A 22,237-nucleotide genomic window follows, 5' to 3' on the forward strand; every position below is an offset into this window, starting at 1 on the left:
GGTCAGGTCCCGCGCGTATCGCCGTAAAGGTGGATGTGCAGCCGGTCGGTAAAGCGCCAGCCGCGCTTTAGGCATTCGTCCGACAGCCAGCGCGCCCGCGCCAGCAGGGTCGCGCTGTCGGTGCCTTCGCCCATCAGGTAGAGCCGCTCTGACGCGATGCCATAGGCGGCCTGAAGGGCCTCGACCTCGGCAAGGTCATCGGGCTCTGCCACGACGAACTTGAAGAATGCGCGGGGATCGCCTGCCCAGGCGGTGAGTCGCTCAGGCACCAGGGCCAGGTCCGCCGGATTGCCCGAATGCGCCAGCTTGGGGCTGACGTTGTACTGCGCCACCTGGGCATCGAGCGCCGGATGCGGCGCGACCGACCCGTTGGTCTCGATCTCGACGCTCATCCCAGCCAGCAGCGGGACCAGCCGGGCCAGCGCAGCGCCTTGCAGCAGAGGCTCGCCGCCGGTGATCACCAGCCGGTCCTGACCGAGTGCCAGGACGCGCTCGGCAAGCTCGGCTTCGTCCAGCACGATCTGGTTGGCCTTGCGCTCGAAGGCGAGGCCGTCGCGGTGCGGGCGGTTGTCTCCGGTGAAGCGCCAGGTGTAGGCCGTGTCGCACCATTGGCAGGCAAGGTTGCAGCGGCTCAGCCGCACGAAGGCGACTGGCCGCCCCGCGCTGGCCCCTTCGCCCTGCAGCGAGGCAAAGATCTCCGGCTCGCCCGGCCTGACCGTGGCGAGGGTGAGGCTCACCCCAGCCGCGCCAGCGCGGCGGCGAGGCGCTCGGCCTCGGCCTGGTGCATCGCGTGGTCGGCGTGGGCCTTATCGACCGCCTCGGGCTTGGCCTTCTCGACGAAGGCGGCGTTCGAAAGCCGGCCCTCGAGCGACTTCGCTTCCTTGGCCGAAACCTCCAGCGCCTTGGCAAGCCGAGCCTTTTCGGCGGCGATGTCGATAACCCCTTCGAGCGGGACCATCACGTTGGCATCGCCCGCGCCGATCTGCATCGCGGCACCCGCGGGCGCCGGTTCGAAGCGGATCGCGCTGAGGCGGGCAAGCCGCTCGATCGCGGCGGGATTGCGCTCGATGATCGCGCGGGTCGCCGCGCTCGGCTCGGGCAGATAGGCGTCGAGCCGCGCTCCGGGCGCAATGCCCAGCTCGTTCTTGGCGGTCCGCAGCGATCCGACCAGTGCGATCAGCCAGTCGACTTCGGCCTTGGCGGCAGCGTCCACGGTGGCGGCGGGCGCGGGCCATTTGGCGGTGATCAGCGGATAGTCCGGCCGGTCGCCCAGCTTGGACCACAATTCTTCGGTGACGAAGGGCATGAAGGGGTGGAGCATGACCAGGATCTGGTCGAGCACCCAGCCGGCCACCGCTTTGGTCTCGGCGTCGAAGCTGCCCTTGATCAGTTCGATGTACCAGTCGCAGAACTGGTCCCAGACGAAGTGGTAGATCGCGTTGGCGGCAGCGTCGAAGCGCAGGTCGGCCATCGCCTTGTCGAGTTCGGCCAGTGTTTCGACGACTTCGCCGATGATCCACTTGTTGACCGCCGACGTCGCCGCCGGCGCTTCGATGCTGGTCGACGCGCCGATCCCGTTCGCCTGGCAGAAGCGCGCCGCGTTCCAAAGCTTGGTCGCGAAGTTGCGGTAACCTTCGACCCGGCGCTCATCCATCTTGATGTCGCGGCCCTGGCTTTCCATCGCCGCCATGAAGAAGCGCAGCGCATCGGCGCCGAACCTGTCGATCAGGCCCAGCGGATCGACCACGTTGCCCTTGGACTTGGACATCTTCTGCCCATCCGGCGCGCGCACCAGCCCATGGAGGTAGAGGCGCGGCCAGGGGTTCTGCCCGGTCATCGCCTGGCCCATCATCATCATTCGCGCATCCCAGAAGAACAGGATGTCAAAGCCGGAGACGAGCAGGCTGTTGGGGAAATGCCGCTCGACCAGATCGCTCTTCTCCGGCCAGCCCAGCGTGGCGAAGGGCCACAGCGCTGAGGAGAACCAGGTGTCGAGCACGTCCTCGTCGCGGGTGAGGGCCGTGGTGCCAGCAAGGGCCTGCGCCTCTTCCTCGGTTTCAGCGACATAGGCCTTGCCGTCCGCGTCATACCACGCCGGGATCCGGTGTCCCCACCACAGCTGGCGCGACACGCACCACGGCTGGATGTTTTCCATCCAGTTGAAGAACGTCTTCTCCCAGGTCTTTGGCACTATCTCGATCGCGCCCGAACGCACCGCCTCGATCGGCTTCTCGGCCAGCACCTCGGCGTTGACGTACCACTGGTCGGTCAGCCACGGCTCGATCTCCACCCCGCCGCGGTCGCCGAAGGGGGTCTGGATCGTACGCGGTTCGGCGTCGTGTTCGTTGCCGTCCTTGTCGACGTGGGGGATGAGGAAGCCCTGTTCCTTCATGCGGCTCACCACCAGCTTGCGGGCGGCAAATCGCTCCATGCCGACGAATTCGGCCGGAACCAGCCCGTCGGCGGTCTGCACCACGCGGGCTTCGGCATCGAACATGTTGAGCATGTCGGCGGGCTTGATCCCGGCGCGCTTGCCCACTTCGAAGTCGTTGAAGTCGTGCCCAGGGGTGATCTTGACCACGCCCGATCCCAGTTCGGGGTCGGCGTGCTCGTCCGCCACGACCTTGAAGCGGCGGCCGGTCAGCGGCTGGAGGATATCCTTGCCGATCGCGTCCCTGTAGCGCGGATCGTCGGGATTCACCGCCACGGCCATGTCGGCCAGCATGGTTTCGGGCCGCGTCGTCGCCACTTCAACCGCGCCGCTGCCATCGGCGAAGGGATAGCGGAAGCGCCAAAAGCTGCCCTTGATTTCCTTCGTCTCGACCTCGAGGTCGGAGATCGCGGTCTTGAGCTTGGGATCCCAGTTGACCAGCCGCTTGTCGCGGTAGATCAGCCCCTGGTTGTAGAGGTCGACGAACACCTTCACGACCGCGCGGGTGAAATGCGGGTCCATGGTGAACTGCTCGCGGCTCCAGTCCATCGAACAGCCCAGGCGGCGTAGCTGGCGGGTGATCGCGCCGCCGCTTTCGGCCTTCCATTCCCACACCTTGGCGACGAAATCGTCGCGGCTGTAATTGGTCCGCTTGTCCTGCCGTTCCTCGAGCTGGCGTTCGACGACCATCTGCGTGGCGATGCCGGCGTGGTCGGTCCCGACCACCCACAGCGCGTCCTTGCCGCGCAGGCGTTCGTAGCGGATCACCACGTCCTGCAGCGTGTTGTCCAGCGCATGGCCGATGTGCAGGCTGCCGGTGACGTTGGGCGGCGGGTTGACGATGGTGAAGGGCTCGGCATCGGGCCGGTCCGGGTGGAACAGGCCATTGGCTTCCCAGTATTCGTACCATTTCGCCTCGATCCCGGCTGGGTCGAAGGTCTTGGGCAGTTCGGTCTGAGGCGCGGTTTCGGTCATGACGGCGCGCTTTGCCAGCGGCCCGCGGCACTGGCAAGCTTGTCGGCGCGCCGATTTTCGCCCACAAGCGCGGGTAATGCGCAGACGGTGTGAGTTTTCGGCGGACGAGTGCGAAGGCGGGACGCGGACCCTTGCGCTCAGCGGGCCGCTGACCGTTTCGACCGTCGGCCTGCTCGAGCGCGACCTGCGGGCCGCACAAGGCAGTTTTTCGGCCATCGACCTCAGCCAGGTCACCGCGATCGACACGGTCGGCGCCTGGCTTGCCTATCGCCTTGCCGATGATTGCCAGGCCCCGATCGTCGGTGCCAGCGACCAGGCGCAGCGGCTGATCAATGCCGTGTCGGGCGACCGCGACGATATGGCGCTGACCCCGGATCGGCCGCCGGTCCTGCGCCGCGTGCTCGATTCGGTCGGCACCTATGTCTCCGGTTCGGGCGCGGGGATCTATGCTTTCCTGGGTTTCATGGGTCAGCTCATCCTCGCCATCGGCAGCCTGATCCGCCACCCGCGCCGTTTCCGCTACAAGGCGCTGGTCCACCAGATGGAACTGGTCGGCGTGTCGGCGCTGGGCATCATCGGACTGATGAGCTTCCTGGTCGGCATCGTCATCGCCCAGCAGGGCGCGGTGCAGCTCGAGCAGTTCGGCGCGGAAATCTACACGATCAACCTCACCGGGCGCATCTCGTTCCGCGAACTGGGCGTGCTGATGACCGCGATCATGGTCGCTGGCCGGTCGGGCAGCGCCTTTGCCGCCCAGATCGGCACGATGAAGCTGACCGAAGAGGTCGACGCGATGCGCACCATCGGCGTCTCCCCGATGGAGGCGCTGGTCGTTCCGCGGGTCATGGCCTCGACCCTGATGATGATCCTGCTGGGCTTCTACGCCTCGCTTTGCGCGATCCTCGGCGGGGCGACGATCTCGACGCTGACGCTGGGCATCCCCTTCATGACCTTCCTCATCCGGATCCAGGAAGTGGTGCCGATGCACGACCTTTACGTCGGCCTGATCAAGGCCCCGGTGTTCGGCGCGATCGTCGCGCTGTCGGGCTGCTACCAAGGGATGCAGGTCGAGGGCAATTCCGAGGAAGTCGGCCTTCGCACCACGATTGCCGTGGTCCAGGCGATCTTCGCGGTGATCGTGCTCGACGCGTTCTTCGCGGTGTTCTTTACCGAAGTGGGCTGGGGATGAGCGAGGACGCCGCGATCGAGGCCGCCAGGACGCCGGCCCCCAACGAGCCGCGTCCCGGCGAGGACAGCCGGCACCCGATCAAGGTCGAGGGGCTGCGCAACTGCTTTGGCGATCACGTCATCCACGACGACCTGTCGTTGACTGTCAACAAGGGCGAAATCCTCGGCGTGGTCGGCGGGTCGGGCACCGGCAAGTCGGTGCTGATGCGCTCGATCATCGGGCTGCAGATCCCCGAAGCCGGGCACATCACCGTGCTGGGCGACGACATCACCTCGGCCGAGGATGACGAGGATATCGACATCCGTAGCCGCTGGGGCGTGCTGTTCCAGGGCGGGGCGCTGTTTTCGACGCTGACCGTGGCCGAAAACGTCGAGGTGCCGCTGAAGGAGTTCTATCCCGAGATCGCCGACGACCTGCGGCACGAGATCGCCCGCTTCAAGGTCAAGTTGTCGGGACTGCCGTCCGAAGCCGCGGCGAAATACCCGTCAGAGCTGTCAGGCGGGATGCGCAAGCGCGCCGGCCTTGCCCGCGCCCTCGCGCTCGATCCCGAACTGCTGTTCCTCGACGAGCCTACCGCGGGCCTCGACCCGATCGGGGCGGCGGCCTTCGACGACCTGATCCGCGAGTTGCAGGACACGCTGGGCCTCACCGTGTTCCTCATCACCCACGATCTCGACACCCTCTACGAGATCTGCGACCGGGTTGCCGTGCTTGCCGATCGCAAGGTCATCGCGGTCGACACGATCCCGAACCTCCTGAAGCTCGATCACCCGTGGATCCAGGAATATTTCAACGGCCCGCGCGGTCGCGCGGCGCAGGCGGCGCAGGACCGCGGACGCGCCGCTCGCAAGGCCCAGGGCGAGGGCGACGCCAAGGCGGCGGGCAAGGGCATGGACAAGCCGTCGGGCAGGGGGGCATAAGGCCAAGTAATGGAAACCAGAGCCAATCATGTCTGGGTGGGGGCAGTCACCCTGGCCTTGCTGGCAATCGTCGCCGCCTTCGTGATCTGGATCGCGCGGCTGGGCGAAGGCAACCGCAACGAATACGACATCTTCTTCAAGCAGTCTGTCGACGGCCTTTCGAAAGGCTCGGGCGTGACCTTCTCGGGCGTGCCGGTCGGACAGGTCGACAAGATCGAACTGTGGCGCAAGGACCCCAGCTTCGTGCGCGTGCGGATCAAGATCGACGAAGGCGTGCCGATCCTCCAGGGCGTCACCGCGACGATGCAGGGCAGCTTTACCGGGGTGTCGAACATCCAGCTCGAAGGCGCAGTCAAGGGCGCGCCGCCGCTGGTCGAACCCGGCCCCGAAGGCGCGCCTGTCATCCCGACCAAGCGCGGCGGGCTCGGCGAACTGCTCAACTCCGCGCCGGTCCTGCTCGAACGGCTTGCCACCCTGACCGAGCGGCTGACCCTGGTGCTGTCGGACGATAACCAGAAGTCGATCCAGAACATCCTCGCGAACACCGACCGGATGACCGGGTCGATCGCCAACGCCTCGCCGCAGTTCGAAGCGGCGATGGCCGAACTGCAGACCACGCTGGTCCAGGCGCGTGCCACGCTCGCCAGCTTCGAAAAGGTCGCCAATTCGACCGACCAGCTGGTCAACGGAGAAGGGCAAAGCCTGGCCGAATCGCTGCGCAAGACACTGAAAAGCGCCGAAGGGGCGGCCAACAGCCTAAACGCGGCGATGGCCGACGTGAAGCCGGTGACCAAGCAGCTCAACGAATCCACCCTGCCAGCCGCCGAAGCCGCGATCCGCGACCTGCGCGCCACGACCCGCGCGCTGCGCGACGTGACCGAGAAGATCGACGAAAAGGGCGCCGGCGGCCTGCTCGGCGGGGACAAGCTGCCGGATTACAAGCCATGACCATGACCAGACCTACGCTTCTTCGTGCCACCGCGCTGGCCAGCGTCCTGCTGCTCACCGGCTGCCTTGGCCTGGGCGGGGGCAAGCCGCCGCCGACCCTGCTGCGGCTCGACGCCGATGCCACCGCGCCGGTCGGCGTCGCGGTGTCGGGCACCCCGGCGAACGCGCTGGCGATCGCCGAACCGGAAGTGGACAAGCAGCTGGCCGCGATGCGCGTGCCGGTGCGCGTGACCGATACCGATATCGCCTACCTCAAGAACGCACAGTGGGTCGAACGCCCAGCGCGCCAGTTCCGCTCGTTGCTGGCCGAGACGATTCGCGCCGGCAGCAAGGGCCTGGTCTTCGAAGACGATCAGCCCGTCCCCGCCAGCGGCCGGCGCCTCGGCGGAAAGTTGCTCGACATGGGTTACGACGCCCGCAGTATGAGCGTTGTGGTGCGCTACGACGCGCTGCTTTCCGGCCCGCGCGATGCGGTCACCATGCGCCGTTTCGAAGCCGTGGTGCCGGGTGTGCAGGCCAAGCCGGAGGCAGTCGGTGCAGCGCTGAACCAGGCTGCCAACAAGGTCGCGGCAGAGGTCGCGGCCTGGGTGGGCGGCTAGCCAAACCAGGCGAACGGTAAGGTAACAACTGGCGGAGCGGAGTGGGTCGATCAGGGGCTTGTCCTCAGTCCCCGGCAGTGCAAATATCGCGCCAGCGCAGTGACATAACAAGGCGGTCGCGACTGCGAGTTTCTGTCAAGGGAGCCACGCCGTGCGTCATGCCTTGTGCCTTGTGCTGTCGCTGCTACCGGCTGGCGGGTGCGCGCGCCTGTTCGCCGATGTCGTCCACCAGCCCAAATCGGTCATCGTCAACCAGCTGCATTACATGCCTAACGCCGCCAACCTGATGGCCTTGCCGCAGCGGTTTCCAAGCTCCACCCTGCAGGTTACTGCCACCGCCGACGAGGTGAACTGGACCTATTCGCTTGGTGGAAAGGAAGTCTGCCGGTTTACCGCCCATGTCGCCGACGAAGGGCAGGACCGCTCGTCCGTATGGACGACGAGCGAGGACATCAGCAGCGACGGGCAGGGATTTCTGTGCGGAGCGGTGAACGTGGCAGGCAAGGAAAGCGTTGCGGCTACGATCGAGGGACGCGCGGCCGATCGCCAGAAGGTCGAAACCGAACTCGCCGCGGTGGTGGTGACGAACTACGCTTCGATGCAAAAATCCATTGCCAAGGAGATGACCGACATGGCGCCGCCGAAGACGCAATGCCGCGAATACGGCAGCTAGGAAATGCAGGACGCCTGCCGCACGCGCGAGTTCCTGCGCGACCATGAGCGCCAGCAAAAGGGCCGCTAGCGGCGGTCAGCACCCTGGTCGGACGCTGCCCGCGCAAACGCCATCGCTTGCGCAAACGTCGCCGCCCGCTGCGCGCGCTTCTGTTCGGCTTCCCAGTCCTTGCCCCACAGGTTGGCCTGCCAGTCCTCCTCGAGGTTGGCCACCGCCCACAGTGCTTCGGCGTTGGCTTCCGGCTCCAGCGCGGCCAGTGCCACGGTCAGCGAGGCAGAGAGCGAGGCGAGGGTGTTGAGCGCGGACAGGGCGAAATTGTCCTTCGCGGCCAGCACGGCGCGCAAGCGGGCCAGCGTTGCGGCGGGCTGGGGGCGGGCCATGATGCCGTCGATGCGTTCGAAGTGGACGTCGTAGCGCGCCTCGGCCGCTTTCAGCACCGGCTCCCATAGCTCCAGCTGGCGGTCTTGCAGCGGCTCGCCCGCATCGGCGCGGTAGCAAAGGGTGTCGCCCTCGGCGAAGCGGAGCAGCGCCTCTATGGTCGCGTCCCGGTCCGGGCCGATCACGTCGAGCGCGAAGTCGGCCATGTCGCGGTAGACGAAGGCGGCAGGGTCGATTTCGTCGCCCTGCGCGGCCCATTCGGCGGCGAGGAGATCGGCCAGCGCGCGGCTCGGCACCACCTGCGCGCGGCCGCCCTGGCTCTTGACGCCGCGCCGGTCGAGCGCGACATGCCAGCCGCCGGTCACTTCGGCAACGCCAACATCCTTGTAGAAGCGCTTCATGGCGGCGGCGATTTCCAGCGCCTGGCGAGCAGCAACGGCACCACGAACAGGTCGATGAAGCCGACGATGAGGAACACGTAGCCTGCGACCATGGGCATGTCGACGCGGCGCGCGACCACCAGCAGGCCGAGCAGGGCGAAGAACGCGCCGCTGAGGCGCAGCAATTGCAGCACGATGAAGCGCTGCCGGGCAGGGTCGGACTGGCTCATGACAGAAGCTCCAGCAGATGGGCGGGCGAGGTGGCGACAGTCTCGGCCCCGGCCGAGATCAGATCGTCCACCGTGTGATAACCCCAGTCGACTCCCAGCGCGCGCACGCCGATGGTCGCCGCCATGGCCATGTCGTACTGGGTGTCGCCGATCATCACGGTGTCGGCCGGCAGGGCCAGACAATCGTCCATCGCCGCTTCCAGCATGGCAGGATGCGGTTTGGATGGATGGCGGTCGGCAGTCTGGAGCGTCGAGAACTGCGCGGACAAGCCATGGACGGACAGGCAATGGGCCAGACCCCGGTCGCTCTTGCCGGTGGCGACGCCCAGCATCCAGCCATCGGCCTTCAAGGCGGCGATCAGGTCGGCAATACCGTCATAAAGCGGCTCGACCAGCAACCCGGCTTCACGCGCGGCGCGGAAGCTGTCGCGATAGATACGGTCGATCTCGGCGCGGGTCGCCTCGCTTTCGTCCGGCACCAGCAGGCGGATCGCTTGCGGCAGGCTGAGGCCGACGGCGCGGCGCACGGCGTTGCGGTCGGGCGCGGGCAGGCCGGCCCCGGCAAAGGCTGCCGCCATCGCGTTGCAGACCGCCGCCTGCCCATCGACCAGGGTGCCGTCGCAATCGAACACGGCTAGGCGCACGCTCATTCGGTGCCGCCCAGGGTGCGCATCAACTGGGCGATGGCGCGCGATCCCTCGCCCTCCAGCCCGGCAGCGGCGCTTGCCCGGTCCTCGGCGCTCTTGTTCTGGCTGAGCTTCAGGGTCTCGCGCCAGGCCAGCACCTCGACCTCGAAGCCGACGATCGCCGCCATCTTGCCCTTGAGCCGCGCGGGCGAGAGCTTGTCCATTGTCCAGGGTTCGCCATCGCGGACGCGAGCCTCGTGCTTGTCGGACAGGGCGGTGATCTGGCCGAGCAGTCCGTCCCCATCCATCCGGCGCACCCGGCCTTCAAGCTCCAGCGCCACGTAGTTCCAGGTCGGCACCTGATCGTCGTCAGCATACCGGCGCGGGCTGACGTAACCGTCCGGCCCGTTGACCACGATCAGCACCGTCGCACCGTCGAGGTGCTTGGTCAGCGCGTTGCCGCGCGCAAGGTGAAACTGCACCGCGCCATCGCCGGTCGACAGCAGTGGGACATGGGCGACGCGCGGGCCATCGGGCGTTGCCGCGAAGACCATGCCGAAGCCCACCTGGTCGAGCAGCGCGTCGAGCAAGGCTCGGTCGGCGTGACGGAAGGCGGGATTGGGATGCATCGGCGCGCCTACTTCTTCGGGCGGCCCGATGCGGGCTTTGGCGATCCCTTGCCCTTGGTCGGCCCGCGCTTCTTCAGCGGCTTGGCTTCTGAAGGGCCGCGCGAACGGCGCTCGCCCCGGCGTTCCTTGCGGATCTGCTTGGCGTGCGCCTTGGCCTGCTGCTTCAGCACCTCCTTGCCGGGCAGCGGCGGGGCAGAAGGCAGGGCGGCGCCATCGGCCACGTCGAAACCGAGGCTGTCCATGCTGGCGGCGAAGTGTTCGGGCAGTTCGGCGATCACGTCGATCTTCTTGCCGCCGGCCGGCTGGTCGATGAGCAGGCGGCGGGCGTGAAGGTGCATCTTGCGGCTGATGCTGCCTGAAAGAAACGCGTCCTGCCCGCCGTACTTGCCATCGCCCACGATCGGATGGCCTATAGCCGCCATATGCACGCGCAGCTGGTGGGTGCGACCGGTCAGCGGCTGCAGCTCGACCCAGGCGGCGCGGTTGCCGGCGCGGTCGATCACGCGGTAGCGGGTGCGGGCCGACTGGCCCTGCTCGCTTTCGTCGACCATCATCTTTTCGCCGCCGGTGCCGGGCTGCTTGCCCAGCGGCAATTCGATCAGCCCGTCCTCGATATCGGGTACGCCGATTACCAGCGCCCAATAGATCTTGCGCGCCGAACGACCCGAGAAATGCTTGGAGAAGTAGGCTGCGCTGCCCGGCGTGCGGGCGATCAGCAGAACGCCGCTGGTATCCTTGTCGAGCCGGTGGACCAGCCGCGGGCGTGGCTCGTCGTCGCCGGCATAGGCATCCAGCAGCCCGTCGACGTGGGCATAGGTGCCGCTGCCGCCCTGCGTGGCAAGGCCCGGCGGCTTGTTGAGCACGATGGCGGACGGCGTCTTCTGGATCACCATCGCTTCGGCCAGAGCCGTCTGCTCGGCGGTCAGGGGCCTGCGTTCGCGGATCTTCTTGCCCTTCTCGGGCGTCTCGCCGCCCGGGGGCACGCGGATGATCTGGCCCGCCGTAATCCGGTCGGCCACGTCGGCGCGCTTGCCGTCGAGGCGGATCTGGCCGGTGCGGGCCCAGCGGCTGACCGTGGCGAAGCCGACCTGCGGCAGGTGGCGCTTGAACCAGCGGTCCAGCCGCGCGCCGTCATCGTCGGCCCCGACGGTGAACTGGCGGACATTGTCGGCCGGCTTCATGCTACCACCCGCATCATCGCAAGGCCCGCGAACAGCGCGGCGACGCCCACGATCACCGATACAAGGACGTAGCCCAAGGCCAGCGCCAGTTGACCGCGCTCGATCATCAGGGCGAGTTCGAGGCTGAAGGCCGAGAAGGTCGTGAACCCGCCAAGGAGGCCGACCCCCAGCAGCAGTCGCCACTGTTCGCCGCCCTGGCCGTGACGGGCGAGCCACCCGGCGAGAAGGCCCATGGCGAGGCTGCCCAGCACGTTGACCGTCAGCGTGGCGTAAGGCAGCGCGGTCAAGCCGGTCAGCCGGCCCGCGCCGAAGCGCAGCCAGGCGCCCAGCGCGCCGCCCAGCGCGACCAGCGCGGACTGCGAAAGAAAGGTCGATCCGTTCATCGCCAAGCGCCTTAGCCGCTGGTTGCGGTGCGCGCCACTGTCTTGCCCGGCGCTGCTGCGCAGACCAGCGCTGCGACACCACTGCCCAGCACCAGCTGCCAGGGGAAGGCAATCCCGCGCAGCGTATCGGGCAAGCCGGCCAGATCGATCACGAAAGGCTGGAAGGCCAGCACGGCGAGAAATCCGGCGATGAAGGCGGCAATCACGCTCACCGAGGATCCGCGCCCGGTGAACAGCGCGACGCCATAGACCCCGATCAGCCCCGAATAGGCGAAGGCCATGACGCCCAGCACGAAATCGAGCAGCGCGCTGTCGTTATAACGCTGCCAGTAGTAGGAGGTGATCGCCATGGCGAACAGCGCCAGGCCGAGCGCCACGCTGGCGATCCGCCCCATCCGCACGAAGTGCGCCTCGCTTCGTTGACCTGCGAAGGGGCGGTAAAGGTCGTTGACCAGCACCGCCGACATCGAGATCAGCCCCGAATTGATTGCGGCTGCCGCGATCACCCCCACGGTGACCAGACCACGCAGGCCGGGCGGGATCTCGGTCAGGATGTAGTGCATGAACACGGTCACCTCTTCGCCCCGGAAGCTGCCCGCCGCGCCGCCCTGGTAATGGAGGTAGAGCAGCGAGCCGATGACGAGGAACAGCGCGATGACCGGCAGGCTCATCCACACCGAGGCGTAGAGCGAGCGGGCGCCCTCCTTCGCCTCCTCGCAGGCAAGCAGCCGCTGGGTGATGTCCTGGTCGAGGCCGGAACTCGCCAGGTTGAGCAGCATGACCCCGCTCAGCACGGCGAACAGGCCCCAGGGGGCGGACAGGTCGAGCGTCGGGTTGACCAGTGCCAGCTTGGGTCCGAGCACGGTGGCCGCCTCAGCCAGCGTCATGTCCAGCCCGCTCCACAGGTGCCAGGCCACGAGCAGAGCCGCGCCGACATAGAGCACGACCTGGACCAGATCGCTCCAGATCACCGATTCGAGCCCGCCCATGAAGGTGAAAACCAGCCCGAATACCAGCAGGCCGAAGGCGGCCAAGGCGATGTGCTGGGGTGTCACGTCGAGGAACAGGATCATCGAGACGGCGATGGCGGCAAGATACAGCCGCGCCCCGCTCGCAAAAACGCGCCCGACCAGGTACATCGCCGCAGCAGCGCGCCGCGCGCGGGCATCGAATCGGGATTCGAGCAGTTCGTAGACCGTCGTGACCTTCAGCGCGTAGAATCGCGGGATCAGCACGTGGGCGACGATCCACGCCGCCAGCAGGGCCGCCAGGACTCCGCCAAGGTAGGTGTAGTCGCCGCGATAGGAATTGTCCGGCACGCCAAGGAAGGTCGCGGCCGACTGAACCGTCGACAGCACCGAGACCGCGACCAGCCAGGTCGGGGCGTGGTGTCCGGCCAGAAAGTAGTCCTCGCTGCGCATACCGCGCCGCGTCGTCAGCCATCCGGCCAGGGCCAGCAGCAGGACGTATCCGCCCAGCACTGCCCAGTCGATCGCCAAGAAACTGGTCCCCATCGGCCCCCCATCTGCCTGTCCGGCGCTGCTTCACCACAGTTGCGCGCGCCGCGCAAATGGCCGCATCTCGCCACTGCGGGCTTGCAAAGCCGGCCACGCGGTGCTAGCGGGCCGCCGGTTCGAGCCGTTCCTGCAAGGGAATCGGCACGTTTTCGTCTTTCATTTTAGAAGGCGCATCCCCGCACCATTTGCAGCGGGGCTCTGGTCTTTTGGCTCAATTGAGGTGTTTCGGTTTATGCAAATTCTCGTCCGCGACAACAACGTCGAACAGGCTCTCCGCGCGCTGAAGAAGAAGCTGCAGCGTGAGGGCGTGTACCGCGAGATGAAGCTGCGCCGTCACTACGAAAAGCCGAGCGAGAAGCGCGCCCGCGAAAAGGCCGCTGCCGTGCGCCGCGCCCGCAAGATGGAGCGCAAGCGCATGGAACGTGACGGCGTCAAGTAAGAGCCGTCTTGCCCGCTTGAACGTGGGCGACTGTTGAGCCAAGAGGGCGCGGACGAATCCGCGCCCTTTTTGCTGCGCGTCTTGAGGGACCACTGCATGACCGAGATTACCCGCGTACCGCTCCAGCCGATTGCCAAGGGTGCCCTGGGCAAGCTGTGGCTGGGCGTTGCCGCCGCCGCCGCGGCTGCCGCAGGCTTGGCCTGGGCGACCTTGCCCGCTGGCGTGAAGGTCGATGTGGTCAAGGAAGGCACCGGCCCCAGCCCGACTGCCGATCAGGTCGTCTGGATCAAATACGTCGGCAAGCTGGCCGACGGGACCGAATTCGACAAGTCGCCCGAGCGCAATTTCCCGATCCCCGGCGTCCTCCCCGAAGGCGTGCCCAATCTCGTCAGCGGCTTCGTGCCCGGCTTCAGCGAAGGCCTGATGAAGATGAAGGAAGGCGGTAGCTACGTCCTCCACGTGCCGGCCGACAAGGCTTATGGCGCGACGCCGCCGCAGGGATCGCCGATCCCGCCCAACGCCGATCTGACCTTCAACGTCGAACTGGTCGACGTGATGAGCCGCGAGGAAGCCGAGCAGCGCATCGCCGCAGCCCAGCAGATGATGCAGCAAATGCCGGGTGCGCCCGGTGGCGGAGCCGGTGCGCCCGGGGGCGAGCCGCAAGCCGCGCCGCAACCGCAACGATAACCGGGGCGCCACGCCCCGCTTGAAGCCGTTTTCTGCGGGTGCTAGCGCGCCCAGTCTATCCATTTTCACACGAAGGAATGCCATGTCGGTCGATACCGCCACGGTCGCCAGGATCGCCTCGCTGGCCCGGATCAAGGTCAGCCAGGCCGAAATCGACGCGATGGTTCCGGAACTCAACGGGATCCTTGCCTGGGTCGAGCAGCTCGGTGAAGTCGACGTCTCGGGCGTCGAGCCGATGACCGCGGTGATCGAGAACCACCTGCGGCTGCGCGACGATGTGATCGATGCCGATCCGCTGACCGCCGGCGGCGTGCGCGACAAGGTGCTGGCCAACGCGCCGGCGGCCGAACACGGCTTTTTCGGCGTGCCCAAGGTGATCGAATAATGACCGAATTGACCGAACTGGGCGTTGCCGCGATCCGCGACGGCGTCGCCAAGGGCGACTTTACCGCCGTCGAGGTGGCCGAAGCCTTCAACGCCAATGTCGCCGCGGCGCAGGACGCGCTCAACGCCTTCATCGTCGCCACTCCCGATGCCGCGATCGATGCCGCCAAGGCCGTCGACGTGAAGCGGGCCAAGGGCGAAGCACTCGGCAAGATGGGCGGCGTGCCGATCGGCATGAAGGACCTGTTCGCCACCAAAGGCGTGCAGACCACGGCCGCGAGCCACATCCTCGAAGGGTTCAAGCCCGAATACGAAAGCACCGTTTCCCAGAAGCTGTGGGACGCCGGCGCGGGGATGCTCGGCAAGCTGAACCTTGACCAGTTTGCCATGGGTTCGTCGAACGAGACGAGCTATTTCGGCAACGTCATCTCGCCCTGGAAGCGCAACGACGGCGGCAACGCGCCGCTCGCGCCGGGTGGCTCCTCGGGCGGCAGCTCGGCAGCGGTCAGTGCGCGGCTGTGCCCGGCGGCGACCGGGACCGACACCGGCGGCTCGATCCGCCAGCCCGCCGCCTTCACCGGCATTTCAGGCATCAAGCCCACCTACGGCCGTTGCAGCCGCTGGGGCATCGTCGCCTTCGCCTCCAGCCTCGACCAGGCGGGGCCCATGGCGCGCGACGTGCGCGACTGCGCGGTCATGCTGGAAGCCATGGCCGGGTTCGATCCCAAGGACGCGACCAGCCTGAACCTGCCGGTCCCCGAATGGGAAGCGAACCTGTCGGGCGATCTCAAGGGCAGACGCGTCGGCATCCCGCGCGAATACCGCATGGACGGCACCGACGCCGACGTGCTGGCCAGCTGGGACCGCGGGATCGAATGGCTGAAGGACGCCGGGGCCGAGGTGGTCGACGTGTCGCTTCCCCACACGAAGTACGCGCTGCCGGCCTATTACATCATCGCGCCTGCCGAAGCCTCGTCCAACCTCGCCCGCTATGACGGGGTGCGCTACGGCCTGCGCGACCTGCCTGATGGCGCGAACCTGCAGGACATGTACGCCGCCACCCGCGCCGCCGGTTTCGGTGCCGAGGTCAAGCGCCGCATCATGATCGGCACCTATGTGCTCTCGGCGGGCTTTTACGACGCCTATTACACCCAGGCGCAGAAAGTCCGCACGCTGATCAGCCAGGACTTCAGGAACGCCTTTACCCAAGTCGACGTGATCCTCGCCCCGACTACGCCGACGGCTGCGTTCGGGCTGGGCGACATGGTCAGCGATCCGCTGGCGATGTATCTCAACGACGTGTTCGCTGTCCCAGCCTCGCTGGCTGGGCTGCCCGCGATGTCCGTCCCGGCGGGGCTCAATCGCGAAGGACTGCCGCTCGGCCTGCAGATCGTCGGCAAGCCCTTCGACGAGCAGGGCGTCCTCAACGCCGGCCTCGCGATCGAGGCCCGCGCGCAGTTCACGGCCAAGCCGGAAAAGTGGTGGTAAGATGAGCAACTATCGCATCCAGGGCGCAACCGGTGAGTGGGAGGTCGTGATCGGCCTTGAAGTCCACGCGCAGGTCACGTCCAATTCCAAGCTTTTTTCCGGCGCGGCGACCGCCTTCGGGGCCGAGCCGAACAGCCAGGTCAGCCTCGTCGACGCGGCGATGCCCGGCATGCTGCCCGTGCCCAACCGCGAATGCATCCGCCAGGCGGTGCGCACCGGCATGGCGGTGGGCGCGAAGATCAACAAGTGGTCGCGGTTCGACCGCAAAAACTACTTCTACGCCGACTTGCCGCAGGGCTACCAGATCAGCCAGCTCTACCATCCGCTGGTCGGCGAGGGCAGCCTCGAGGTGATCCTCGACGAGAAGGACCCCGAAGGCAGCACCAAAACCATCGGGATCGAACGCATCCACGTCGAACAGGACGCAGGCAAGCTGATGCACGATCAGCACCCGACAATGTCCTATGTCGATCTCAACCGGTCGGGCGTGGCGCTGATGGAGATCGTCAGCCGCCCGGACATGCGTTCGCCGGCAGAGGCCGGCGCCTACCTTGCCAAGCTGCGCCAGATCGTCCGCTATGTCGGATCGTGCGACGGCAACATGGACCAGGGCTCGATGCGCGCCGACGTCAACGTTTCGGTGCGCCGCCCGGGCGAGCCGTTTGGCACCCGCACGGAAACGAAGAACGTCAACTCGGTCCGCTTCGTGATGGCCGTGGTGGAATCGGAAGCCCGCCGCCAGGTCGACCTGATCGAGGATGGCGGCACGGTGGTGCAGGAAACCCGGCTCTACGATCCGGACAAGAACGTGACGCGGTCGATGCGCAGCAAGGAAGACGCGCACGATTACCGTTACTTCCCCGATCCCGACCTGCTGCCGCTGGAACTGGACGACGCGTTTCTGGACGAATGCCGGGCGTCGCTTCCCGAACTGCCCGACGCCAAGCGCCACCGTTATGAAACGGCGCTGGGGCTGTCGGCTTACAACGCGAATGCGCTGACCGCCGATGTCGAAGTGGCGCGCCAGTTCGAAGCACTGCTCGGCTCGGTCGCCAAGGCCAGCGGCAAGAGCGAGGCTGATGCGTCGAAGCGCGTTGCCAACTGGCTGCTGTCCGAGGCGCCGGGCGTGCTGAACGCCGCTGGCGTGGGCGCGGACCACGCCAAGAACACGGTCGAGGCCAACACCGCGATCATCGTCGCCACCGAAAGCGGGCTGATCTCGGGCTCCAAGGCCAAGGAGATCTTCGCCGAGTATCTGACCGGTGACATCGACCTTGCCGCCGCGATCGAAGCCAACAAGCAGACCAGCGACACCGGCGCGATCGAAGCCGCGGTGGACGGCGTGCTGGCCGCCAACGCCGACAAGGTCGCCGAATACAAGGGCGGCAAGGAAGCCCTGTTCGGCTTCTTCGTCGGCCAGACGATGAAAGCCATGCAGGGGAAGGGCAACCCGCAGTTGGTCAACCAGGTGCTGAAGGAAAAGCTGGGATAAGTGCGTACCTCGTTCTACTTGCGCTAAGTTATTGATGCGATAGACGTAACTCATGATCGCGGGGGTCGCGATACATTGAACGGGGGATGCATGAAGACACTGTTTATCGCCGCCGCGGCGCTTGCCGCGCTGTCTGCTTCGGCGGCGCAGGCCGAAACGCTTAACAACACCAGTGTGGTCGATCTGGTCAAGATCGGTCTGGGGGATGAGGCGGTCGTCGCCAAGATCAAGGGCAGCGATGCCGAATACGACACGTCGACCGGCGCGCTGATCAACCTCAAGTCGCAGGGCGTTTCCAGCGCGGTGATTGCCGCGATGATCGAAGCGGTAAACCGCAAGGTAGCGACTGCCAGTGAAGTCCTGTCGGTCGATTCGCCCGATCCCGCGGTGCCGCATGCCAACGGCGTCTATCTGCTCAACGACTGGCAGGCCCAGCCGCGCATGATGGCGATCGATGCCACGACCAGCAACCAGACCAAGACCGGCGGCTTCCTTGGCTATGCACTGACCGGCGGGCTCGCCTCGATGAGCTTCAAGTCGGTTGTGCCTGGTCCGGCGGCGAAGACGGTCGCCAATGGCGGGCGCCCGACGTTCTATTTCTTCTTCGACCAGGGCAACAAGGGCGGCAGCTCGGCCGTGTTCAACGCCGGTGCAGTTACCTCGCCGCAGGAGTTCAGTCTCGTCCGGTTCGACGTGAAGGACGATCGCCGAGAAGCCAAGGTGGGCAAGTTCAACATTGGCGGCGCAAAGGCCGGGGTGATGGACAAGGACCGCATCCCGTTCACAGCGCGGCAAATCCGCTCGGGCGTTTACGAAGTGCGCCCCGATGCCGCGCTGACCGACGGGCAGTACGGCTTCCTGGTGCAGGTATCGACCGGCGGCGGTGCCGGCATGGCTGGCATGGGAGCGACCAGCGCGAAGATCTTTGACTTTGCGATCACTGGCCAGCCGGCGCTCAAGAAGAAATCTTAAGACACGAAAAAGGGCGCCGGAATTGCTTCCGGCGCCCTCATCGGTGAAGGGTGATCCCTCAGGCCTTGCGCGTGCCGTTGATCGGGAAGCTGCCGAAAGCGCCGGCCTTGACCGTGCCGGTCAGCGTGTCGCCGTCGATGGTCGCTTCGCCTTCAAGCTTCATCGGCATCGGGACGGTCATGTTCATCGTCCAGGTCAGCTTGTTGCCGTCGACCTTGCCGTCTTCCATTGCCATCGAACCCATCTGGCCCGCGTTGGTGCCGGTGAAGGTGTCACCGTCGGCGACGATGGTCACGTCGCTTTTCTGGTCGCCCATCGGGGTCTTGGTCACGCATTCGTAGGTGCCGGAAACGGACATTGCTGCTCTCCTCGTCTTAGTGCAACTTACAGCCGGGTAAGTTAGCGACTCACTTGCCTGCCTTCGACGCGGAGTCAACCGCGCTTGCCACTTCGACCGGCAGGCCGACCGACTTCAATTGCGGTTCGACCACCTTGCGATCGCCCACCACCACGAAGGTCAGTCCGTCCTTGCCAAGGTAGGTGCGGGCCATCGTGTCGATCGCCGCGGCATCGATCGCGCGGTAGCGGCTGGCCAGCGTGCTGATATAGTTGTCCGGCCGGCCCAGTCGTTCGTTGGTGACGACCGCGCCCAGCACCTGGGCGTTGGTCTGGAAGCGGTTGGGAAGGCCGCGCACGTTGCCGTCGGTGACGCGGGCCAGTTCGACCTTGTCGACCGGCTTGCTGGCCGGGAAGGCCGCCATGTCGGCCAGGATCAGCTTGATCGAATCGCCGGTGCGATCGGCCTGGACCGGGGCTACCACGGTCAACGCGCGCGACCCCAGCGGGCTCGAAACCGATGAGCGCACGCCATAGGACCAGCCCTTGTCCTCGCGCAGGTCGAGATTGAGGCGGCTGAGGAAGCCGTTGCCCAGCACCTCGTTGGCGAGGTCGAGCGCCTCCTTGTCGGCATCGCGCCCGGTCAGTGGCAGGACCCGGCCGGCGACGATCACCGACTGCGGTGAATTGGGCCGGTCGATCAGCACGATCCGCGGCTGCGGCGCGGGGGCGGGGCGGGCGATGTCCTTTACCGCCATGGCAATGCCAGCCGGGGCGGCCCAGTCGCCGAAGCTGGCGTTCAGCATCGGCAGCAGCGCGTCCATGGTGATATCGCCGACGACGGTAATCTTCAGCGTTTCGGGGCGGATCCATCGCTGGTGCGCGGCCTTCAAGCTTTGCGCGGTCTGGGCCGACACATCCGCCTTGAAGCCCAGGCCGTCGCCGGGCAGGCCATAGGGGTGACCCGCGCCGAACAGGATCGGGGCGAGCGATCGCACGGCAAGACCGCCCGGGTTGGATTCGACCTGGGCGATTTCGCTGATCCGCTGGTCGCGGACGCGGGCGACGTCGGCATCGCGGAACGCGGGGTTGCGCACCACGTCGGCCAGCAGCGCCAGCGACGGGGATAGGTTGGCCGACAGCGCGGTCATCGACACCGCGCTGCTGTCGATCCCCGGACCGGCGCTGATCGTGGCGCCAAGCCGTTCCTGGGCTTCGGCGATCTGGGTCGCGTCGCGGGTGGCGGTGCCTTCGTCGAGCAGGCCGAGCATCAGCGACTGCGTGCCCGGGCGGTCGAGCGCGTCGGCGGCGGTGCCGGCGTCGAAATTGAGGCTCATCGCGACCTTGGGAATGCTGGTGCGCCGCACCAGGGTGACCGGGATGCCGTTGGCCAGCTTGGCGCGCTCGATCGCGGGGAAGGCCAGATCGCCGACTGGCGCGACCGGCGGCGCGGTGCGCTTGGGTCCGGTGGCCAGCTTGGGCGCGGGCTTCTTGGCGTCGGGCGCCGGCGCCGGGGTGGTCGCCTCGTCGCCCCAGCCGCCCATGGTTTCGCCCTTTTCGGTGCGGGTGCCGGGGACCGTGTTGATCGCAGCGACCGGGCGCGACAGCCAGCGGTTCATCGCGGCCTTGACCTCGGCCGGGGTCAGCGCGGCGATCTTTTCAAGCTGCTTCTTGTAGGCCGCCGGATCGCCCGAATAGAGCTGCCCTTCGGCCAGCGTCATGCCCTTGCCGCCGAAATCGCCGACCTGTTCGAGCTGGCCGATTTCCTGGCTGACCAGCCGGGTGGCCGACCGGCGCACCTCGTCCTCGGTCGGTCCATCGGCCAAGAACTTCGCAATCACTGCGTCGAGTGCGCGTTCGGCATCGGCGCGGGCCACGCCGTCCTTGACCATCATCGCGACCTGCAGGAACGATAACTGCTCGTGCTGCTGGGCCATGGCGCTGACCTGAACGGCCTGCTCGCTGCCGCGAACCAGCGCGTTGTCCAGCCGCGAGGAGGCAAGGCCGCCGAGAATGTCCATGCCGACCATCAGCGCCTCGGTATCGGCATCGTTGATGCCCGGGCCGCTCCACGAGCGGGTCAGCCGCAGGTTGGGCACCTGGTCGGCGAGGTCGCGGGTCACCGGCGCGGAGAGGGTGACAGGCGCGGCGGCGACGACGGGCACGAGCGGCCCGGGCTTGATGTCGCCGAACCACTTTTCAACCAGCGGGCGGGCAGTGGCGGCGTCGATATCGCCGGTCAGCGCCAGCACCGCGTTGTTGGGGCCGTAGTTGTCGGTGAACCACTTGCGCACGTCGGTCAGCGAGGCGGCGCTCAGATCGGCCATCGAGCCGATGGTCGAATGGCGATAGGGGTGGCCGATCGGGAACAGCGCATCGCCGATCGCATAGTCCTCGAGGCCGTAGGGCTGGTTGTCGCCCTGGCGCTTCTCGTTCTGGACGACGCCGCGCTGCTTATCGAGCTTGTCCTGCGTCACCGCGCCCAGCAGGTGGCCCATGCGGTCGCTTTCCATGAACAGCGCCAGGTCGAGCGCACCCTTGGGCACGGTCTCGACATAATTGGTGCGATCGTACCAGGTCGAGCCGTTGGTGCTGGTCGATCCCGCGCCTTCCAGCGGCACGTCGAAGTTGGGGACGTTCTCCGATCCGCCGAAGAACAGGTGTTCGTAAAGGTGGGCAAAGCCGGTCTTGCCGCGCGGCTCGTGCTTGGACCCGACCCGATAATAGGTCGTCACCCCGACGATCGGCGCCTTGCGGTCGGTGTGGACGATGACCTTGAGGCCGTTGGCCAGGGTGAAGCTTTCGTAGGGAATGTCGACCGCGCGAACCAGATCGGCGAGCGGGGCCGGCGCGGGTTCCGCCACGGCCGCAGGAGCAGCCGGCGGCGCGCTGGCCACCCGGTCGGGCAGCGCGGTGGTGCAGGCGCTGAGGGCAAGGGCAATAAGCGAGACGGCGGCGAACTGGCGCATGGATTTCCCCGATTGGGCACTGGTGGTTGTGCGGCAAGGTGTGGGATCCAAACGCCTTCGGCGTCAACCGCCACGACATTTCGACGAACCGCATGACTGGCCGCACCGGCGACCAGCAGGGATGCTCCGTCGCCCTGCCACACATACCCTCGCAATTCGCCCCGGGGCACGCTTGCGGATCCCTTATCGGCGCTAGTCTTGCTTTTTCCAGCTCGTTCAACGGGCTGCGGGAGGGCCGCTTTCTTCATGTTGCAGCGCGCCTTGCGCCCGCGCGCCAGTCGCACAAGGGTCTGGTTCGCATGGCCGAATTCGAGATCGCCGGCAGCGATCTGGTTCTGCGCTTCGATGTCGCAAGCCCGGCCAAGGTGACGGTCGAGCCGGCCGGGGATCGTACGGTCCAGGTCAAGGTCC

The 22,237-nt window shown here is 66.8% G+C and carries 22 protein-coding genes; 11 read left to right on the top strand and 11 right to left on the bottom strand.

The features are described 5' to 3' along the window. Positions 1 to 2 precede the first annotated feature (2 nt). Positions 3 to 737, bottom strand: coding sequence for a 7-carboxy-7-deazaguanine synthase QueE (locus B0I00_RS08490; protein WP_100866936.1), 735 nt, complete (start codon positions 735 to 737; stop codon positions 3 to 5). Next, positions 734 to 3,406 carry a valine--tRNA ligase gene (locus tag B0I00_RS08495; protein WP_100866937.1) on the bottom strand — a complete coding sequence of 891 codons (2,673 nt, stop codon included), beginning with the start codon at positions 3,404 to 3,406 and terminating at the stop codon, positions 734 to 736. Before B0I00_RS08495 ends, B0I00_RS08490 begins: the two co-directional genes overlap by 4 nt. Before the next feature lie 76 nt (positions 3,407 to 3,482). On the opposite strand from B0I00_RS08495, the gene B0I00_RS08500 reads away from it, so the two are divergent. The 5 genes from B0I00_RS08500 (at position 3,483) to B0I00_RS08520 (ending at position 7,735) form a co-directional block, all read left to right on the top strand. Continuing rightward, complete coding sequence (locus tag B0I00_RS08500) at positions 3,483 to 4,595, top strand: ABC transporter permease (protein WP_100866938.1); 1,113 nt, start codon at positions 3,483 to 3,485, stop codon at positions 4,593 to 4,595. Then, on the top strand, positions 4,592 to 5,515 hold the full coding sequence (locus B0I00_RS08505; RefSeq protein WP_100866939.1) for an ABC transporter ATP-binding protein: 924 nt from the start codon (positions 4,592 to 4,594) through the stop codon (positions 5,513 to 5,515). The genes B0I00_RS08500 and B0I00_RS08505 overlap by 4 nt, the downstream gene beginning before the upstream one ends. Positions 5,516 to 5,524: 9 nt before the next feature. Further along, complete coding sequence (locus tag B0I00_RS08510; protein ID WP_100866940.1) at positions 5,525 to 6,463, top strand: MlaD family protein; 939 nt, start codon at positions 5,525 to 5,527, stop codon at positions 6,461 to 6,463. Continuing rightward, positions 6,460 to 7,062: an ABC-type transport auxiliary lipoprotein family protein gene (locus tag B0I00_RS08515; protein WP_232730170.1), complete on the top strand. Its 603-nt coding sequence runs from the start codon at positions 6,460 to 6,462 to the stop codon at positions 7,060 to 7,062. Before B0I00_RS08510 ends, B0I00_RS08515 begins: the two co-directional genes overlap by 4 nt. A 151-nt stretch (positions 7,063 to 7,213) precedes the next feature. Beyond that, a complete protein-coding gene (locus B0I00_RS08520) occupies positions 7,214 to 7,735 on the top strand; it encodes a hypothetical protein (protein WP_157812508.1) in 522 nt (173 codons plus the stop codon). Positions 7,736 to 7,800: 65 nt separating this feature from the next. On the opposite strand, the gene B0I00_RS08525 is transcribed toward B0I00_RS08520, so the two are convergent. From B0I00_RS08525 to B0I00_RS08555, 7 genes are read right to left on the bottom strand one after another with little or no spacing between them, the layout of a single operon-like run. Beyond that, complete coding sequence (locus tag B0I00_RS08525) at positions 7,801 to 8,514, bottom strand: ATP12 family chaperone protein (RefSeq protein WP_100866943.1); 714 nt, start codon at positions 8,512 to 8,514, stop codon at positions 7,801 to 7,803. After that, a complete protein-coding gene (locus B0I00_RS08530; protein WP_100866944.1) occupies positions 8,511 to 8,723 on the bottom strand; it encodes a hypothetical protein in 213 nt (70 codons plus the stop codon). The genes B0I00_RS08525 and B0I00_RS08530 overlap by 4 nt, the downstream gene beginning before the upstream one ends. Beyond that, entirely contained in the window at positions 8,720 to 9,373 is a 654-nt protein-coding gene (locus B0I00_RS08535) for an HAD-IA family hydrolase (protein WP_100866945.1), read from the bottom strand. The genes B0I00_RS08530 and B0I00_RS08535 overlap by 4 nt, the downstream gene beginning before the upstream one ends. Next, a complete protein-coding gene (locus tag B0I00_RS08540) occupies positions 9,370 to 9,978 on the bottom strand; it encodes an FMN-binding negative transcriptional regulator (protein ID WP_100866946.1) in 609 nt (202 codons plus the stop codon). Before B0I00_RS08540 ends, B0I00_RS08535 begins: the two co-directional genes overlap by 4 nt. A gap of 8 nt (positions 9,979 to 9,986) precedes the next feature. Beyond that, entirely contained in the window at positions 9,987 to 11,159 is a 1,173-nt protein-coding gene (locus tag B0I00_RS08545; protein ID WP_100866947.1) for an RluA family pseudouridine synthase, read from the bottom strand. Continuing rightward, positions 11,156 to 11,542 (bottom strand): fluoride efflux transporter CrcB, encoded by a 387-nt coding sequence (gene crcB / locus B0I00_RS08550; RefSeq protein WP_100866948.1) that lies wholly within the window; start codon positions 11,540 to 11,542, stop codon positions 11,156 to 11,158. Before crcB ends, B0I00_RS08545 begins: the two co-directional genes overlap by 4 nt. Before the next feature lie 11 nt (positions 11,543 to 11,553). After that, positions 11,554 to 13,056, bottom strand: a complete 1,503-nt coding sequence (locus tag B0I00_RS08555) for a sodium:solute symporter family transporter (protein WP_100866949.1) — start codon at positions 13,054 to 13,056, stop codon at positions 11,554 to 11,556. Positions 13,057 to 13,291: 235 nt separating this feature from the next. Here B0I00_RS08555 and rpsU point away from each other — a divergent pair, with 235 nt between their 5' ends. The 6 genes from rpsU to B0I00_RS08585 all read left to right on the top strand — a co-directional run bounded on the left by rpsU (position 13,292) and on the right by B0I00_RS08585 (position 18,521). After that, a complete protein-coding gene (gene rpsU, locus B0I00_RS08560) occupies positions 13,292 to 13,498 on the top strand; it encodes a 30S ribosomal protein S21 (protein ID WP_088310185.1) in 207 nt (68 codons plus the stop codon). Between the two features lie 96 nt (positions 13,499 to 13,594). Beyond that, positions 13,595 to 14,185 (top strand): FKBP-type peptidyl-prolyl cis-trans isomerase, encoded by a 591-nt coding sequence (locus B0I00_RS08565; RefSeq protein ID WP_100866950.1) that lies wholly within the window; start codon positions 13,595 to 13,597, stop codon positions 14,183 to 14,185. An 82-nt stretch (positions 14,186 to 14,267) separates the two neighbouring features. Further along, positions 14,268 to 14,570, top strand: coding sequence for an Asp-tRNA(Asn)/Glu-tRNA(Gln) amidotransferase subunit GatC (gene gatC / locus B0I00_RS08570; RefSeq protein WP_100866951.1), 303 nt, complete (start codon positions 14,268 to 14,270; stop codon positions 14,568 to 14,570). Then, positions 14,570 to 16,057 carry an Asp-tRNA(Asn)/Glu-tRNA(Gln) amidotransferase subunit GatA gene (gatA, locus tag B0I00_RS08575; RefSeq protein ID WP_100866952.1) on the top strand — a complete coding sequence of 496 codons (1,488 nt, stop codon included), beginning with the start codon at positions 14,570 to 14,572 and terminating at the stop codon, positions 16,055 to 16,057. Before gatC ends, gatA begins: the two co-directional genes overlap by 1 nt. A 1-nt stretch (position 16,058) precedes the next feature. Beyond that, a complete protein-coding gene (gene gatB / locus B0I00_RS08580) occupies positions 16,059 to 17,549 on the top strand; it encodes an Asp-tRNA(Asn)/Glu-tRNA(Gln) amidotransferase subunit GatB (RefSeq protein ID WP_100866953.1) in 1,491 nt (496 codons plus the stop codon). A gap of 90 nt (positions 17,550 to 17,639) precedes the next feature. Continuing rightward, the gene (locus B0I00_RS08585) at positions 17,640 to 18,521 is read left to right on the top strand and encodes a hypothetical protein (RefSeq protein ID WP_100866954.1); all 882 of its coding nucleotides are present in this window, start codon (positions 17,640 to 17,642) and stop codon (positions 18,519 to 18,521) included. A gap of 58 nt (positions 18,522 to 18,579) precedes the next feature. Here the strand turns inward: B0I00_RS08585 and B0I00_RS08590 are convergent, their stop codons facing one another. Together B0I00_RS08590 and B0I00_RS08595 are read right to left on the bottom strand one after the other, a co-directional pair. Further along, positions 18,580 to 18,879 carry a hypothetical protein gene (locus tag B0I00_RS08590; RefSeq protein WP_100866955.1) on the bottom strand — a complete coding sequence of 100 codons (300 nt, stop codon included), beginning with the start codon at positions 18,877 to 18,879 and terminating at the stop codon, positions 18,580 to 18,582. 49 nt (positions 18,880 to 18,928) lie between these two features. Continuing rightward, entirely contained in the window at positions 18,929 to 21,826 is a 2,898-nt protein-coding gene (locus tag B0I00_RS08595) for a M16 family metallopeptidase (protein ID WP_100866956.1), read from the bottom strand. Positions 21,827 to 22,237 lie beyond the last annotated feature (411 nt).

It is taken from the genome of Novosphingobium kunmingense (assembly GCF_002813245.1).
Lineage (GTDB): Bacteria > Pseudomonadota > Alphaproteobacteria > Sphingomonadales > Sphingomonadaceae > Novosphingobium > Novosphingobium kunmingense.

Coding starts and splice junctions, on each gene's coding strand:
- B0I00_RS08495 (WP_100866937.1), bottom strand. CDS start 3,406: ATGACCGAAACCGCGCCTCAGACCGAACTGCCCAAGACCTTCGACCCA.
- B0I00_RS08500 (WP_100866938.1), top strand. CDS start 3,483: ATGCGCAGACGGTGTGAGTTTTCGGCGGACGAGTGCGAAGGCGGGACG.
- B0I00_RS08505 (WP_100866939.1), top strand. CDS start 4,592: ATGAGCGAGGACGCCGCGATCGAGGCCGCCAGGACGCCGGCCCCCAAC.
- B0I00_RS08510 (WP_100866940.1), top strand. CDS start 5,525: ATGGAAACCAGAGCCAATCATGTCTGGGTGGGGGCAGTCACCCTGGCC.
- B0I00_RS08515 (WP_232730170.1), top strand. CDS start 6,460: ATGACCATGACCAGACCTACGCTTCTTCGTGCCACCGCGCTGGCCAGC.
- B0I00_RS08525 (WP_100866943.1), bottom strand. CDS start 8,514: ATGAAGCGCTTCTACAAGGATGTTGGCGTTGCCGAAGTGACCGGCGGC.
- B0I00_RS08530 (WP_100866944.1), bottom strand. CDS start 8,723: ATGAGCCAGTCCGACCCTGCCCGGCAGCGCTTCATCGTGCTGCAATTG.
- B0I00_RS08535 (WP_100866945.1), bottom strand. CDS start 9,373: ATGAGCGTGCGCCTAGCCGTGTTCGATTGCGACGGCACCCTGGTCGAT.
- B0I00_RS08540 (WP_100866946.1), bottom strand. CDS start 9,978: ATGCATCCCAATCCCGCCTTCCGTCACGCCGACCGAGCCTTGCTCGAC.
- B0I00_RS08545 (WP_100866947.1), bottom strand. CDS start 11,159: ATGAAGCCGGCCGACAATGTCCGCCAGTTCACCGTCGGGGCCGACGAT.
- crcB (WP_100866948.1), bottom strand. CDS start 11,542: ATGAACGGATCGACCTTTCTTTCGCAGTCCGCGCTGGTCGCGCTGGGC.
- B0I00_RS08555 (WP_100866949.1), bottom strand. CDS start 13,056: ATGGGGACCAGTTTCTTGGCGATCGACTGGGCAGTGCTGGGCGGATAC.
- rpsU (WP_088310185.1), top strand. CDS start 13,292: ATGCAAATTCTCGTCCGCGACAACAACGTCGAACAGGCTCTCCGCGCG.
- B0I00_RS08565 (WP_100866950.1), top strand. CDS start 13,595: ATGACCGAGATTACCCGCGTACCGCTCCAGCCGATTGCCAAGGGTGCC.
- gatC (WP_100866951.1), top strand. CDS start 14,268: ATGTCGGTCGATACCGCCACGGTCGCCAGGATCGCCTCGCTGGCCCGG.
- gatA (WP_100866952.1), top strand. CDS start 14,570: ATGACCGAATTGACCGAACTGGGCGTTGCCGCGATCCGCGACGGCGTC.
- gatB (WP_100866953.1), top strand. CDS start 16,059: ATGAGCAACTATCGCATCCAGGGCGCAACCGGTGAGTGGGAGGTCGTG.
- B0I00_RS08585 (WP_100866954.1), top strand. CDS start 17,640: ATGAAGACACTGTTTATCGCCGCCGCGGCGCTTGCCGCGCTGTCTGCT.
- B0I00_RS08590 (WP_100866955.1), bottom strand. CDS start 18,879: ATGTCCGTTTCCGGCACCTACGAATGCGTGACCAAGACCCCGATGGGC.
- B0I00_RS08595 (WP_100866956.1), bottom strand. CDS start 21,826: ATGCGCCAGTTCGCCGCCGTCTCGCTTATTGCCCTTGCCCTCAGCGCC.